Source organism: Paracoccus haeundaensis (genome assembly GCF_006239215.1).
GTDB classification, from domain to species: domain Bacteria; phylum Pseudomonadota; class Alphaproteobacteria; order Rhodobacterales; family Rhodobacteraceae; genus Paracoccus; species Paracoccus marcusii.
The window spans coordinates 68,904-83,382 of sequence record NZ_VDDC01000017.1 but is presented as its reverse complement, the minus strand read 5'-3'; the positions used below and the strand labels follow the sequence as shown (position 1 = coordinate 83,382).

The 14,479-nt window shown below is 68.4% G+C and carries 14 protein-coding genes; 8 read left to right on the top strand and 6 right to left on the bottom strand.

The window, feature by feature from the left end; genetic code table 11:
- The first annotated feature begins 59 nt into the window (after positions 1-59).
- From FHD67_RS11090 to FHD67_RS11080, 3 genes are read left to right on the top strand one after another with little or no spacing between them, the layout of a single operon-like run.
- Positions 60-788 (top strand): RNA methyltransferase, encoded by a 729-nt coding sequence (locus FHD67_RS11090; protein ID WP_045998933.1) that lies wholly within the window; start codon positions 60-62, stop codon positions 786-788.
- A gap of 35 nt (positions 789-823) precedes the next feature.
- A complete protein-coding gene (gene ctaA / locus FHD67_RS11085) occupies positions 824-1,969 on the top strand; it encodes a heme A synthase (RefSeq protein WP_139598731.1) in 1,146 nt (381 codons plus the stop codon).
- Complete coding sequence (locus tag FHD67_RS11080) at positions 1,966-3,435, top strand: carboxypeptidase M32 (RefSeq protein WP_139598730.1); 1,470 nt, start codon at positions 1,966-1,968, stop codon at positions 3,433-3,435. Before ctaA ends, FHD67_RS11080 begins: the two co-directional genes overlap by 4 nt.
- Before the next feature lie 105 nt (positions 3,436-3,540).
- Here the strand turns inward: FHD67_RS11080 and preA are convergent, their stop codons facing one another.
- The 5 genes from preA to FHD67_RS11055 form a co-directional block, all read right to left on the bottom strand.
- A complete protein-coding gene (preA, locus tag FHD67_RS11075; RefSeq protein WP_139598729.1) occupies positions 3,541-4,839 on the bottom strand; it encodes an NAD-dependent dihydropyrimidine dehydrogenase subunit PreA in 1,299 nt (432 codons plus the stop codon).
- Positions 4,840-4,849: 10 nt separating this feature from the next.
- Positions 4,850-6,205 carry an NAD(P)-dependent oxidoreductase gene (locus FHD67_RS11070; protein ID WP_139598728.1) on the bottom strand — a complete coding sequence of 452 codons (1,356 nt, stop codon included), beginning with the start codon at positions 6,203-6,205 and terminating at the stop codon, positions 4,850-4,852.
- 97 nt (positions 6,206-6,302) lie between these two features.
- Positions 6,303-7,601 (bottom strand): sensor histidine kinase, encoded by a 1,299-nt coding sequence (locus FHD67_RS11065; RefSeq protein ID WP_139598727.1) that lies wholly within the window; start codon positions 7,599-7,601, stop codon positions 6,303-6,305.
- The gene (locus FHD67_RS11060) at positions 7,598-8,257 is read right to left on the bottom strand and encodes a response regulator transcription factor (RefSeq protein ID WP_139598726.1); all 660 of its coding nucleotides are present in this window, start codon (positions 8,255-8,257) and stop codon (positions 7,598-7,600) included. Before FHD67_RS11060 ends, FHD67_RS11065 begins: the two co-directional genes overlap by 4 nt.
- Before the next feature lie 10 nt (positions 8,258-8,267).
- Complete coding sequence (locus tag FHD67_RS11055) at positions 8,268-8,636, bottom strand: PepSY domain-containing protein (RefSeq protein WP_127898760.1); 369 nt, start codon at positions 8,634-8,636, stop codon at positions 8,268-8,270.
- A gap of 132 nt (positions 8,637-8,768) precedes the next feature.
- Here FHD67_RS11055 and FHD67_RS11050 point away from each other — a divergent pair, with 132 nt between their 5' ends.
- The 5 genes from FHD67_RS11050 to FHD67_RS11030 all read left to right on the top strand — a co-directional run bounded on the left by FHD67_RS11050 (position 8,769) and on the right by FHD67_RS11030 (position 13,843).
- Entirely contained in the window at positions 8,769-9,740 is a 972-nt protein-coding gene (locus FHD67_RS11050; RefSeq protein WP_139598725.1) for a PepSY-like domain-containing protein, read from the top strand.
- A 210-nt stretch (positions 9,741-9,950) separates the two neighbouring features.
- Entirely contained in the window at positions 9,951-11,069 is a 1,119-nt protein-coding gene (locus FHD67_RS11045) for an extracellular solute-binding protein (protein WP_045998940.1), read from the top strand.
- Positions 11,070-11,119: 50 nt separating this feature from the next.
- Positions 11,120-12,184 carry an ABC transporter ATP-binding protein gene (locus FHD67_RS11040; protein WP_045998941.1) on the top strand — a complete coding sequence of 355 codons (1,065 nt, stop codon included), beginning with the start codon at positions 11,120-11,122 and terminating at the stop codon, positions 12,182-12,184.
- Positions 12,177-13,058 carry an ABC transporter permease gene (locus tag FHD67_RS11035; RefSeq protein WP_045998942.1) on the top strand — a complete coding sequence of 294 codons (882 nt, stop codon included), beginning with the start codon at positions 12,177-12,179 and terminating at the stop codon, positions 13,056-13,058. Before FHD67_RS11040 ends, FHD67_RS11035 begins: the two co-directional genes overlap by 8 nt.
- The gene (locus tag FHD67_RS11030) at positions 13,055-13,843 is read left to right on the top strand and encodes an ABC transporter permease (protein WP_139598724.1); all 789 of its coding nucleotides are present in this window, start codon (positions 13,055-13,057) and stop codon (positions 13,841-13,843) included. The genes FHD67_RS11035 and FHD67_RS11030 overlap by 4 nt, the downstream gene beginning before the upstream one ends.
- Here the strand turns inward: FHD67_RS11030 and FHD67_RS11025 are convergent.
- Entirely contained in the window at positions 13,840-14,457 is a 618-nt protein-coding gene (locus FHD67_RS11025) for a nucleoside/nucleotide kinase family protein (RefSeq protein ID WP_139598723.1), read from the bottom strand. The two genes, FHD67_RS11030 and FHD67_RS11025, sit on opposite strands and share 4 nt — an antisense overlap.
- Positions 14,458-14,479 lie beyond the last annotated feature (22 nt).

Genomic DNA, 14,479 nt, shown 5'->3' with positions numbered 1-14,479 from the left:
CTTTGTGTCGCAGATAGCGCAGCTTGCCCGCCGCCGCCAGACGGACTATCTGCCGGACCATGCAGATCGAACGCCAACCCGTCATCATCCTCGTGCGCCCGCAGATGGGCGAGAACATCGGCGCGGCCGCCCGCGCCATGCTGAATTTCGGCCTGACCGACATGCGCATCGTCGATCCGCGCGACGGCTGGCCCAACCCCAAGGCCGTCGCCATGGCCTCGGGGGCAGCGGGCCGCGTGCTGGACACGGCCCGCGTCTATCCCACGCTGGCCCTGGCGATGGAGGGCATCGACTATGCCTATGCCACCACCGCGCGCGGGCGCGAACTGACCAAGCCCGTCTTCACGCCCGCCACCGCGATGGCCCAGGCCCGCGCCCATGATGGCCGCTCGGCGATCATCTTCGGCCCCGAACGCACGGGGCTGGAGAATGACGACATCGCGCGGGCCAACGCCATCGTGACGGTGCCGGTGAACCCCGATTTCCCGTCGCTGAACCTGGCCCAGGCCGTCCTGCTGATGGGATACGAATTCGGCCGCGACATCCTGCCGCCCGAACCCGCGCCCCATCTGCGCCGGTCCGAGGCCGAAGCCCCTGCCGACCGCATCGAGATCGAGCGGTTGGGCGACCATTACGACGACCAGCTGACCCAGGCCGGGTTCTTCTTCCCGGAAACCAAGGCCGCGTCGATGCGTCTGAACATGCGCAACATGTGGTCGCGTCTGACCCTGACCAAGGGCGACGTGCGGATCCTGCACGGCGTCCTGCGTCAGTTGACCCGGCGCTGACCCGCCCCTAACCTCCGCCCGAAAGGAGCCTTGCGATGGCCAAGCGACCTGTCTTCCAGGAAGTCTCGGACCCGACCGCAGCCCGACCCGTCCAGACCACCGGCATGATCGACGCCCGCCCCCGCGGCGCGCGGCGCGCGATCCGCGCCTGGCTTGCCGTGCTGTTCGTGCTGGTCCTGGCGATGATCGTCGTGGGTGGCGCCACGCGCCTGACCGGGTCGGGCCTGTCGATCACCGAATGGAAACCCGTGACCGGGGCCATCCCGCCCATGAACGCCGCCGACTGGCAGAGCGAATTCGACCTTTATCGCCAGATCCCGCAGTACCAGGAGCTGAACCGCGGCATGTCGCTGTCGGAGTTCCAGTACATCTACTGGTGGGAATGGGGGCACCGCCTGCTGGGCCGCGTGGTCGGTCTGGTCTGGGCTTTGGGCTTCGTCTTCTTCTGGGCCACATCGCGCATTCCCACGGGCTGGACGCCCCGCCTGCTGTCCCTGGGGGCGCTTGGCGGCCTGCAGGGCGCGATCGGCTGGTGGATGGTCAGCTCGGGCCTGAACGAGGGGATGCTGCGTGTCGCGTCCTATCGCCTGGCCACGCATCTGGGCATCGCCTTCCTGATCCTGGGCCTGATCACCTGGTACGTCCTGCAATTGTCGCGGTCCGAGGCCGAGCTGATGCGCGCGCGCCGCGCCGGAGAGGCCAAGCTGTTCCGCATGTCCACGGGGCTGATGCACCTGACCTTCGTGCAGATCCTGCTGGGCGCGCTGGTCGCGGGCATCGATGCCGGCCGCACCTATACCGGCTGGCCCACCATGGGCGGCGAATGGATCCCGGCTGCGATCTGGGACGGCACCCTGGGCTGGCGGAACTTCTTCGAGAACCCGGCCCTGGTCCAGTTCATTCACCGCATGACCGGCTATCTGCTGGCGATCTTCGCCGTCGTCGTGTGGCTGCGGGCGCGCCGCTCGCCCCATCCGGTGACGCGCGGCGCCTTCAGCGTCATGATCGTGGCGATGGCCGCGCAGATCGGGCTGGGCATCCTGAACGTGATGCACGCATCGCCCCTGCACCTGGCCCTGACGCACCAGTTCGGCGCCGTCGTGCTGTTCGCGATGATCCTGCGGGCGCGCCACCATGCGCGCTATCCCTTTGAAACCTCGATCCGGGGGGCGATCCGATGACCGCGCTGACCGACCTGCTGGCCTTCCAGCGCCAGACCGAAGCCCTGTCCTCCGTCGCCGAACGGTTGGGCTGGGACCAGGAGACCGTGATGCCCCGCGGCGCCGCCGAACAACGCGCCGAGGAGATGGGCGCGATGGAGGAGGTGCTGCATGACCGCCGCACCGATCCGCGCATCGGCGAATGGCTGGACGCGGCCGATCCGCAAAGCCCCGCCGACCGCCGCGCCGTCGCCCTGATCGCGCGGGACTATGCCCGCAGCAGCCGCATTCCCGCGCGGCTGGCCTCCGAGTTGGCGCGTCTGACCTCGCTGGCCCAGGGCATCTGGGCCGAGGCCCGCGCCAAGGACGCGCCCGCGGATTTCCTGCCGACCCTGGATCAGGTCCTGATGCTGAAGCGCGAGGAGGCCGCCTGCCTGGCCGATGGCGGCGATCTTTATGACGCCCTGCTGGAGGATTACGAACCCGGCATGAGCGGGGCGCGTCTGGCGACGCTGTTCGACGCGATGCGCCCGCGCCTGGTCGCGCTGCGCGACGACGTCCTAGGTGCCGATCAACCGCAGGCGCTGAAGGGCCATTTCCCGCAGGAGACCCAGCTGCGCCTGGCCCGCGCCTGCGCCACGGCCTTCGGTTACGACTGGACGCGGGGGCGGATGGATCTGGCCGTGCATCCCTTCAGCTCTGGGCGCTGGCAGGACAGCCGCATCACCACCCGGGTGGTCGAGACGGATCCGTTCAACTGTCTCTACTCCACCATCCACGAGGTCGGCCATTCCAGCTATGAGCTGGGTATAGACCCCGATTACGCCTTCACCCCCCTGGGGCGCGGCGTGTCCATGGGCGTCCACGAAAGCCAGAGCCGCATCTATGAGAACCAGCTGGGCCGCGGTCGCGCCTTCACCGGATGGCTGTTCGAACGCATGTCCGAGGCCTTCGACGGGTTGAACATCACCGATCCCGACGCCTTCTACGCGACGGTCAACCGCGTGACGCCCGGCTATATCCGCACCGAATCGGACGAGGTGCAGTACAACCTGCACGTCATGCTGCGCTTTGATCTGGAGCGTGACCTGATCTCGGGGCGGCTGGATACGCAGGACCTGGAGGCGGCGTGGAACGCGCGCTTCCTCAAGGATTTCGGCGTCGCGGTCGATCGTCCCGCGAACGGCGTGCTGCAGGACGTCCATTGGTCGGTGGGCCTTTTCGGCTATTTCCCGACCTATGCCCTGGGCAACGTCTATGCAGGCTGCCTGAACCAGGCCCTGCGCGGCGCGGTGCCCGATCTGGACGCGTCCCTGGCCCAGGGCGACGCGACCCCCGCCACCGAATGGCTGCGCGAGAACGTTCAGCGCCATGGCGGGTTGATGACCCCGACTGAGGTGATCGAGACCGCCGCGGGCCAGCCCATCGGACCCGACCCGCTTCTGGACTATCTGGAACAGAAGTTCGGTCGCATCTACGGTCTCTGATCGTCCCGCATGACAAAGCCCCGCGGCCATCGCCGTAGGGCTTTTTCGTTAGCCGAATAGGCTGCGGATGGTCCGGGGGGCGCAAGACCCCCCAGCCGCATCGGATCACTCGGCGGCGCGTGCCATGGGGTTGTTCGGATGGCTGGTCCAGTTCGCGTATTCGCCGCGCGGAATGCCGGTGCGCTTGTCGATCTCGCCGATCTCCAGCTCACGCATGGTGATGCAGTCCTCAACCGGGCAGACATCGACACACAGGTTGCAGGCGACGCATTCCTCCTCAATCACCTCGAACACGCGGCCCAGCTTCATGGCAATGGCCTGGTGGCTGGTATCCTCGCAGGCTGCATAGCAGCGGCCGCAGCTGATGCAGGCATCCTGATCGATCACCGCCTTGGTGACATAGTTCAGGTTCAGCTGCTGCCAGTCGCGCACGTTGGGCACCGCGCGGCCGATCAGGTCGGACAGGCCCATCTCATGGCTGTCCAGATAATCGTGCAGGCCGGTGATCATCTCCTGGACCACCTTGAAGCCATAGGTCATCGCCGCCGTGCAGACCTGCACATTGCCCGCGCCAAGCGCCATGAACTCGGCCGCGTCGCGCCAGGTGGTGACGCCGCCGATGCCGCTGATGGGCAGGCCTGCGGTTGCCGGGTTGCGCGCGATCTCGGCGACCATGTTCAGCGCGATGGGCTTGACCGCCGGGCCGCAATAGCCGCCATGGCTGCCTTTGCCGTCAATGGTGGGCTGGGGCGCGAACAGGTCCAGATCGACCGAGGTGATCGAGTTGATCGTGTTGATCAGACTGACCGCATCGGCGCCGCCGCGCCTGGCGGCCTCGGCGGGCTTGGTGACATCGGTGATGTTGGGCGTCAGCTTCACGATGCAGGGCATGCGGGAATATTGCTTGACCCACCGGGTCACCATCTCGATGTATTCCGGCACCTGGCCCACGGCCGATCCCATGCCGCGCTCGGCCATGCCGTGCGGGCAGCCGAAGTTCAGCTCGACCCCGTCGGCCCCGGTATCCTCGATCTTGGCCAGGATGTCGCGCCAGCTGTCCTCGTCGCAGGGCACCATCAGGCTGATGATCAGCGCCCGGTCGGGATAGTCGCGCTTGACCGACTTGATCTCGCGCAGGTTCACCTCAAGGGGTCGGTCGGTGATCAGCTCGATGTTGTTGATGCCCAGGACGCGGCGGTCGGCGCCATGGATCACGCCGTATCGCGGGCCGTTCACGTTGACGACGGGCGGGCCTTCGGACCCAAGCGTCTTCCACACCACGCCGCCCCAACCGGCCTGAAAGGCGCGGCGGACGTTGTATTCCTTGTCGGTCGGCGGGGCCGAGGCCAGCCAGAAGGGGTTCGGGGACTTGATCCCGATGAAATTGCTGCGCAGGTCTGCCATGGGTTCGTCCTCAGCCGGGGATTTCGACGGGACGTCCGGTCAGCCGGGCGTCGATGTCTTCTGCCGCGTCGCGGCCTTCGGCCACCGCGGTCACGGTCAGGTCGTCGCCGCCGGATGCGCAATCGCCCCCGGCCCAGACCCCGTCCAGCGTCGTGCGGCCCGGCCCGGTCACCAGGATCTTGCCCCCGGCCAGCTCCAGCCCCTCGGGCGCGCCGTCCAGGCGCTGGCCGATGGCGCGGAACACCTGGTCGGCCCGCAGGCGGAACCGGTCCTCGCTCACGTGCAGCCCGTCGGGGCCGTCCTGGGTATAGGCGAACTCGACCTCGGTCACTGCGCCGTTGCCATGGACCGCCAGGGGCGCCGCGTTGCAGATGATCCGCACGCCGCTGGCGGTCGCGTGGTCCTGTTCATGGCGGCTGGCGCCCATGCGGTCCTGACCGCGGCGATAGACGATGCTGACGTTCTCGGCGCCCAGCAGACGGGCCTGTACGGCAGCATCCACGGCGGTCATGCCGCCGCCGATCACCACCACGTCGCGGCCGACGGGCAGGGTGCCCAGATCGCTGGCCTGGCGCAGGTCGCGGATGAAGCTGACGGCGTCCAGCACATGCGTGCGGTCGTCGCCGTCTGCGCGCAGCGCGTTCACGCCGCCCAAGCCCATGCCCAGGAACACCGCATCGTATTCGGACTGCAGCGAGGCCATGGTGATGTCGCGGCCGATCGCCTGATCGTGGCGCAGCTCGATCCCGCCGATGCCCATCAGCCAATCCACCTCGGCCTGCGCGAAACCGTCCACGGCCTTGTAGCTGGCGATGCCGTATTCGTTCAGGCCCCCCGGCTTGGGCCGCGCCTCGAAGATCACCACGTCATGGCCCTTGGCGGCCAGGCGGTGCGCGCAGGCCAGGCCCGCGGGGCCCGCGCCGACCACGGCCACGCGCTTGCCCGTGGGGGCGGCGCGCCTGAAAGGGTGCGTGCCTTGGGCCATCAGCCCATCGGTCGCGTAACGCTGCAGCGCACCAATCTCGACCGGCTTGCCCTCGGCCTCCATGCGCACGCAGGCGCCCTCGCACAGCTGTTCCGTGGGACAGACACGGGCGCACATGCCGCCCAGGATGTTGGCGTGAAAGATCGTCATCGCCGCCGCGTCCGGCGTGTCGGTCGCGATCTGGCGGATGAACAGCGGGATATCGATGCTGGTCGGACAGGCCGTGATGCAGGGCGCGTCATGGCAGAAATAGCACCGGTCAGCGGCCACATGCGCCTCGTGGCGGTCCAGCGGCGGGGCGACATCGACGAAGTTCGCCGCCAGCTGGTCGGGGGTCAGTCGTCCCGGCACCACGCCGGGGCTTAATCTCGCTTGGGACATTTTCGTCTCCTGGCTCACCTGTTGGTGAAATCAGGCTGACACAGGTCCATTTTTTTATCAAATGGTAAAATATGGGCCGCAAAGCTTTGCGGAAATTTCAGGCAGGCAGGTCCAGGACGGCGGCCAGACCGCCCAGATCGGACCGTTCCAGCCGCAATTCGCCGCCATGCAGCGCCGCCAGATCGGCCACGATGGCCAGGCCCAGTCCCGCGCCGGGGGCGCCCAGTTCGTCCAGCCGCGCGCCGCGCATCAGGGCAAGGGGCGCCTGGTCGGGCGGCAGGCCGGGACCGTCATCCTCGATCCGCAGGACCAGGCGGTCCGGCGGGGTGCGCACGGTGATCCGCAGGCGCGTGCGCCCCCATTTGGCGGCATTCTCGGACAGGTTGCCGATCATCTCCTCCAGGTCCTGGCGTTCGCCGGGAAAGGCCGCGTCCGGGGGGCAATCGACATCGGCGGTCATGCCGCGGTCGGCCAGGGGCCAGCGCAGCACCAGCAGGATGTCGTCGACGACCGGCGCAACTGGGGTCCGTTGCCCCAGCAGGCGCGGCCCGGCCTGTCGCGCGCGGCGCAGGTGCCAGCCGATCAGGCGATCCATCCGCGTGATCAGGGCCTGGCCCTGATGATCGGGCGGCAGCTCGTTCGACAGGGCCGCCAGCGGCGTCTTCAGCGAATGGGCCAGGTTCCCCAGATGCTGGCGCGAGCGGGTCAGAAGGGCCGCGTTCTGGTCCAGCGCGGCGTTGATCTCTGACGCCAGGGGACGCAGTTCGGACACGTCGGGGCGGGCCAGCCGGTCGCTGTCGCCCGCGCGCACGCGGGCCAGGTCGGCCCGCAGGCGGTCCAGGCTGCGCAGGCCGAGCGTCACCTGGATCACGCTGGCGGCGGCCAGGCCCAGCCCCAGCACCACCAGCGCGACCGCCAGCGGGCGCACGATCTGCGCCAGGCTTCCCTCGATCTCGGCCAGGGGGGCGGTCACGGTGACCGCGATCAGGGCGTCGCTGTCGGGAATGGTCAGCTCTCGGCGCAGGACGCGCAGGCCCGCCGCATCGGCGTCGCGGCCCGTCGCGCCGGTCAGATCGCCCGCGGGCCCGGTCAGCTGCCCGTCCAGCAGCGACGGAGATCGCGCCACCGTCGCATCCCCCGCCATGACCTGCCAGTACCAGCCCGACAGCGGCAGGGTGAAGCGCACGTCCAGCGGCGTGTCGTCCAGTTCGACCCGGTCGTCGTCGACCTCCAGCTGGCCGATCAGGCTGTCGGCGATGGCCAGCGTCTCGGCGTCGAACCGGTCGGTGACGAAATCCTCCAGCAGCTGCGCGATCACCAGGAACGCCCCCAGCAGCGCCGCCGTCAGCCAGACTGCCGCCAGCAGCAGCAGCCGGCTGCGGATCGACCGCGTCACGCCGACCTCAGGACATAGCCCTCGCCGCGACGGGTCTCGATGATCCCGTTGCCGACCTTCTTGCGCAGGCGGCCGATGACGACCTCGATCGACTTGAAGTCGCGGTCCGTCTCGGCCTCGTAAAGATGTTCGGACAGTTCGGTCCGGCTGATGACGCGGTCCTGATGGGTGATCAGATAGGTCATGATGCGTTGTTCAAACGCCGTCAGCCGCAGCGCCATCCCGTCCAGCGTGATCACGCCCAGCTGGCCGTCCAGCTGCAGCCGCCCGGCCGCGATCTGCGGGCGCGCATGACCCGCGGCACGGCGGATCAGGGTCTGGGCGCGCAGCACGACCTCCTCCAGGCGGAAGGGCTTGACGGCGTAATCGTCGGCGCCCGCGCGAAAGCCCGCCACCTTGTCGGTCCAGTCGCCGCGTGCGGTCAGGATCAGGACCGGCATGGCGATGCCCTGGTCGCGCCAGCGGGTCAGGACCTCGATGCCGGGCAGGCCGGGCAGGCCCAGGTCCAGAACGGCCACGTCATAGCTTTCGGTGGCGCCCAGGAACTCTCCCTGGGTGCCGTCGGGGGCGATGTCGGTCACGAAGCCGGCCTGGATCATGGCCTGGGACAGCTGGTCGGCCAGCAGGGGGTCGTCCTCGACGATCAGGGCGCGCATGTCAGGTCCTTCAGTCTTGGGTGCGGGGCGCGCGGCGCGCCTCCAGCTGGCCGCGTCCGGCCACTTCCAAAAAACGCCCGGTGCGGGCGTCTACGCGGATATTGAGGATGTTGCGCTGCGTGGTCAGCAGGCGGAATTCATAGACCAGCTCGACCCCTGCGGCGCGTTCGGCGGGGCGGGGCGGGCGCGTCTCGGCCGCGACCAGGCGGCCGTCATAGCGCGCGGTGACCGCCTCGGCCATGCGGTGGAACGGTTGCGGCTGAAAGCTGGTGGCCCAGGGGTCCGGCGGGGGGGCGGCCGGGGGCGCAGGCTGGGGCAGGGCCGCCAACGGCGCCATCAGGGCCAAGACCAGGATCAGAGGATTCGGGGCACGTGTCATGGGGCCACTATGCCCTGTCCGGGGGAAATGGAAACCAAACGGCGCATTGGCGATCCGTTCGGGTGCGTTGGGCTAGAACCGATTCGCAGAAGGCCGGACCCGCCGGCCGACATCGACCCAAAGGAGTGTCACATGACCCGCAAGCATCTTGCATCCACTGCCGCCCTGATCGCCGTCATGGCCGGGACCGTTCCCGCCATCGCCCAGACCCCCGGCGTCGAGCTGCCCTCCATGCTGCAGGGGCTGGACCTGGACCGCATCAGCTTCGAGACCAAGCGCGACGGCCAGCGCGAATACGAGGGCTATCTGCCGGACGGCACCCAGATCGAGGCCGAGTTCGACATGGCCGGCAACCTGATCAAGGTCGAGGCCGACGACGGCAGCCTGCCCGCGCCGCTGATCGATGCCGCATTGCCCGGTGCCGTGCGCGGCACGCCCGCGATGGCGCTGTTCGCCCGCTTCGAGGAGATCAAGCAGACCCCGCGCCACCTGGAGGTCAAGGGCTGGCAGGAGAACGGCGCCGAGGTCGAGGTCAAGTTCGCCCCCGACAACAGCCTGATCGAGATCGAGACCGACGACACCGCCCTGCCGCAGCCGATCATCGACGCGATCCTGCCGCAGGCCGTGCGCGGCAACGAGGTCATGGCCCAGTTCGGCATGATCGAGGAGATCAAGGCCGAATACGGCCGCTTCGAGGTCAAGGGCGAGGATACCGGCGGCCAGGACATGCGCGCGGCCTTTGACGAGGCGGGGGCCGTCCTACGGTTCGGCCGCGACGACGACCGCCGCGGCGGGCGTGACCACGATCGCGGCCCGCGCGGACACGGCCCGCGGGGTGACGGCCCCCACGGCGATGGTCCCCGCGGCGACGGTCCGCGCGCCGAAGGCCCCCGGGGTGATGGTCCGCGCGGCGACATGCCCCCCGCGCCGCAGTTCGACACCGTCGCGGCGAACCAGCGCCTGACGCAGGCGGGCTACAGCGCGTTCGGCCTGATGCGCCAGGAAGGGCCGCGCGTCCTGCTGGACGCGACCAATCCCGACGGGGAGACCGTCACCCTGGAACTGGACCCGCAGGGCCAGCTGGTGCGCGAAACCGCCCGCTGATCGCGGCGCCGGCTGCGCCGCGAGGGCCGTCCCGTCCGGGGCGGCCCTTTTTCCATGCCGCGACGGGCTGACCAAGAAGACACTTTGCCTTGGCGCGGCCCCGGTCTAGGCTGCGGGCCAAGCCAAAGCCCTTGGCGTCGTGTCATTTTATCGACACGCATGCCCGATAACGGGAAACGGCTGAGTGACAATGACATGGAGGATCTTTCTATGACACGGATCGACCGACGCGGCCTTTTGCGCGGGGCTGCGGCCACGGCTGGCGTGGCGCTGGCCTCTCCCTATCTGGCGCGCGGCGCCATGGCGCAGGGTGGGGGGCAGGTGAACATCTTTGCCTGGGCCGGCTATCTGAACGACGAGATCCTGGGCGCCTTTCAGGAGGCCACGGGCATCACCCCGAATTTCACGCCCTATGGCACCAACGACGAACTGCTGAACCAGCTGCGTGCCAACAACGGCGCCGGGTTCGACCTGATCTGGCCGACCGTCGACCGCGTCCCGAACTATGTCGAGTTCGGCCTGATCCAGCCGCTGGACGAATCGCGCATCGAGGTCGCCAAGGTCCTGCCCAGTGCCTGGGAGAACTCGGTCAACCTGGGCGCGGTCGTGGACGGCAAGCGGTATCAGGTGCCGACCGACTGGGGCACCGAGGCGATCGCCTTCGATACCGAACAGAACCCGCTGGAATACGGCACCGCGTCCTATGGCGACCTGTGGAAGGACGGCGCGCAGGCGACCGTGCGCGGGCATTCCTCGCTGATCGGCCTGGGGCTGTGGCTGGAGGCCGAGGGCAAGCTGCCGCGGCCGCTGCTGGATGCGTTCACCGATCCCGATGCGCAGATCGAGATCTTCGACGTGATCCTGGCCGAGGCCATCGCGCGCAAGGGCAACATCATCCAGTTCTGGACCAACGAGAACGAGGCTCAGGGCGCGTTCCGCGTCAACGGCGCCACCGTGGGCCAGACCTGGGATTCGACCGCGGCCGCCCTGGCGTCCGAAGGTCTGCCCGTGGGCTTCATCGCGCCCAAGGAAGGCGCGCTGGCCTGGATGGAGGGTCTGTCGATCCCGACGGGGGCGGCGAACCTGGACGGTGCCTATGCCTTCATCAACTGGTTCCTGACGCCCGAGGCCGGCGCGATGTACACCAACGCGACCAAGATCAACTCGACCGCGGTGGGCTCCGATCAGCTGACCTCGGACGAGGCCAAGGCCTTCTTCGCCGCCGCCTATCCGGGCGACGCGCTGGAGAAGCTGTGGTGGTGGCCGATCCAGGAAAGCTGGTACATCACCAAGCGCAACGAGTATCAGGACCGCTTCCTGTCGGCCTGAACCCAACCGGGGGCGGTTTTCGCTGCCCCCCAATTCCTGCAGGAGACACAATGTCCCATTCGGTCGAACTTGCCGGCATCGGCATGACTTTTGGCACCACCCGCGCCGTCAGCGATGTCAGCTTCAAGGTCGAGGCCGGAGAGTTCTTCTCCATCCTGGGGCCGTCGGGCTGCGGCAAGACCACGATCCTGCGCATGATCGCGGGCTTCATACAGCCGACCGAGGGGCGCGTGCTGATCGGCGACCGGGACATGAAGGGGCTGGGCCCCAACCAGCGCCCGACCGCGATGATCTTTCAGTCGCTGGCCCTGTTCCCGCTGATGTCGGTGCGCGACAACATCGCCTTCGGCCTGGAGGCCCGCGGGGTCGGCCGCGCCGAACGCCGGGCCAAGGCCGACGACCTGCTGCGCCTGATCGCGCTGGAGGGATACGGCGACCGCATGCCGGGCGAACTGTCCGGCGGCCAGCGTCAGCGCGTGGCCATCGCCCGCGCCCTGGCCGTGGAACCGGGCGTCCTGCTGCTGGACGAACCGCTTTCCGCCCTGGACCTGAAGCTGCGCCAGCACATGCGGGCCGAACTGCGCGCCCTGCAGAAGCGCACGGGCGTCACCTTCATCTATATCACCCACGACCAGTCCGAGGCGCTGGCCATGTCCGACCGCGTCGCCGTGATGTCGGCGGGTCTCTTGCAACAGGTCGCCACGCCGCGAGAGCTGTACGACAACCCCGCCACGCCCTTCGTGGCCCGCTTCGTGGGCGAGACGAACGCCATTCCCGGCCGCATCACCGACGTGCAGGCCGGCACCGCCCGGATCGAGACCGACCTGGGGCCGCTGACCGGTCGCGCGGGACAGGGTGCCGCGCCGGGCGTGCAGGGCACGATCTATGTCCGCCCCGAGGCGCTGGTGCCCGGTATCGGCCAAAACCCCCTGCAGGCGCAGATAGAGCGTGTCGATTTCGAAGGCTCCTTTGCGCTGGTCCACGGCCGGTTCGACGGCGGGACGGCGCTAACGGCATCGGTGCCCTCGACGCGGCTGGCCGATGCGCCGGTTCCAGGCAGCCGGGCGGGGTTCGGGTTCGACGCGGGACATGCGGTGGTGCTGGGCGATGGGTGATCTGAAAAACCGTTTCGGGCCGGGGCTTTCGACGATCTTCCTGATCCTGGTCCTGTTCTGGCTGGCCGTGATGGTCCTGGCCCCGAACCTGATGATGATCGACTATGCCCTGCGGCCGAACCTGCCGCCCGCGGCGCTTGGGGGGCCGGACGACACCTATACGCTGTCGAACATCCTGTATCTTGCCGGAGAGCCCACGCACCGCGCGATCTTCTTCAAGACGATCTGGGCCAGCGGCCTGGTGGCGGCGGTGACGTTTGCCGTCTGTTATCCCATCGCCTTCTGGATGGCGCAGCGGGCTACGACGGGGCAGTTGGCCATCGCGATGATGCTGATCATTATCCCCTTCTTCATCAACGAGGTGCTGCGGACGCTGGCCTGGTTCATCATCCTGGCCTATCGCGGGCCGCTGAACGCGGTGCTGACGAATATCGGCCTGATCGACGCACCGATCCGCTGGCAGGGCGACGGCGGCGTGCTGGCGGCGATGGTCTATGCCTATATCCTGTTCATGCTGCTGCCGATCTACAACGCCATCGAATCGCTGGACAAAGCCCAGATCGAGGCCGCCCGCGACCTGGGCGCGTCGCCCTGGCGCATCCATACCCGCGTGGTGATCCCCCATGCCAAGGCCGGGATCGCGACGGGTTTCGTGTTCACCTTCATGCTGGCCGCCGGCAGCTATGTCGCGCCCGCGCTGCTGGGATCGCCCGGCAGCCGATGGTTCACCGAGATCATCTACAACTGGTTCTTCGAGGGCGGCGACTGGAACCGCGGCGCGGCCTATGCGCTGGTGCTGCTGGTGCTGTGCCTGGCGGTCGTCCTGATCACCTTGCGGCTGTTCCGCGTCAACCTGACGGATGTCGCGAAATGAGGGCGGAACGCATCTTCGGCGCCATGTTCTGGCTGTATCTGATGGTCTTCGCGGCCTATCTGTTCGCACCGCTGATCATCATGGGCGCGGCCAGCTTCAATGAAAGCCGCTTTCCCACGGTGATCCCGTGGCAGGGGACCACGACGGAATGGTTCGCCGCCATGTGGGCGGACGCCGCCATGTGGCAGTCGCTGTGGACATCCGTGCTGGTCGCGTTCTGCGTGGTGGTGATCGTGGTGCCGGTGGGCACGGCGGCGGCGCTGGTCCTGACATCGCTGCATGCGCGGGCGCGCAGCTTTGCCTATGCGGTGATGGTGTCTCCCCTGCTGACGCCGGGGGTGGTGATCGGAATCTCGACCCTGATCCTGTGGCGGCAGATGGGCGTGGGCGGCGGGGTGTTCCTGATCGTGCTGGCGCAGTCCACCTTCATCATCTGCTATGTCATGCTGATGGTCATGGCCCGCCTGCAGCGGTTCGACCGCACGCAGGAGGAGGCGGCCCTGGGTCTCGGCGCCAGCCGCGTGATGGTGTTCCGCCGCGTGACGCTGCCGTTCCTGCGTCCCGCGCTGATTGCGTCGGCCGGCCTCGCGGTGCTGCAATCGATCGAGAACTACAACACCACGCTGTTCGTGCGCGGGTTCGAGACGCCCCTGACCGTGTTCATCGCGACCAAGGTCCGCACCGGTCTGACGCCCGCGGTGAACGCGTTGGCGCTGATCATCATCGTGGCTACGGTCATCGGTGCCATCGCCTATGAGGTCGCGCGGCGCAGGCGCGCGGCCTAGCCGTTCGGCAGGATCAGGTCGGGCGCACGGCTGGCGGTCAGCACCAGTTCCATGTTGGGCAGGTCGTTGGCCTCCAGCTTGGCGCGGGCCTGATCGGGGGGCAGATCGCGCCAGCGGGCCGTCAGGCGGGCCCGCAGCACCGCCTGCGGCACGTCCAGCATCACGGTCAGCGCGAAATGACGCCCCAGGTCGCGCCAGCCGGGCCGGTCCAGCAGCAGATAGTTCCCCTCGACCAGGATCAGCCGGGCGCTGGCGGGAATCTCACGCGCGGCGGCGCGGCTGATCTCCAGGTCGCGGTCGAAGACGGGGACCAGCACGTCGCGGCCGTCATCGGCGGCAAGCCGGTCCAGCATGACCGCAAAGCCGTCCAGATCGAACGTCCAGGGCGCCCCTTTGCGCGGCAGATCGCCGCGTGCCGACAGCAGCCGGTCGTCCAGGTGATACCCGTCCATCGGCAGCAGCGCCGCCCCCGGCAGATCGGCCAGAAGCGCATCGGTGACATGGCTCTTGCCCGCGCCCGGAGGGCCCGCCAAGGCGATCATGGTCCGGCCGGGGCCGCGGGCCATGGTCCGCAGGCGCTCTCTCAGGTCAGGAAGATCTGTCGTCGTGGTCATCATGTCACCTTTGAGGGCCTGT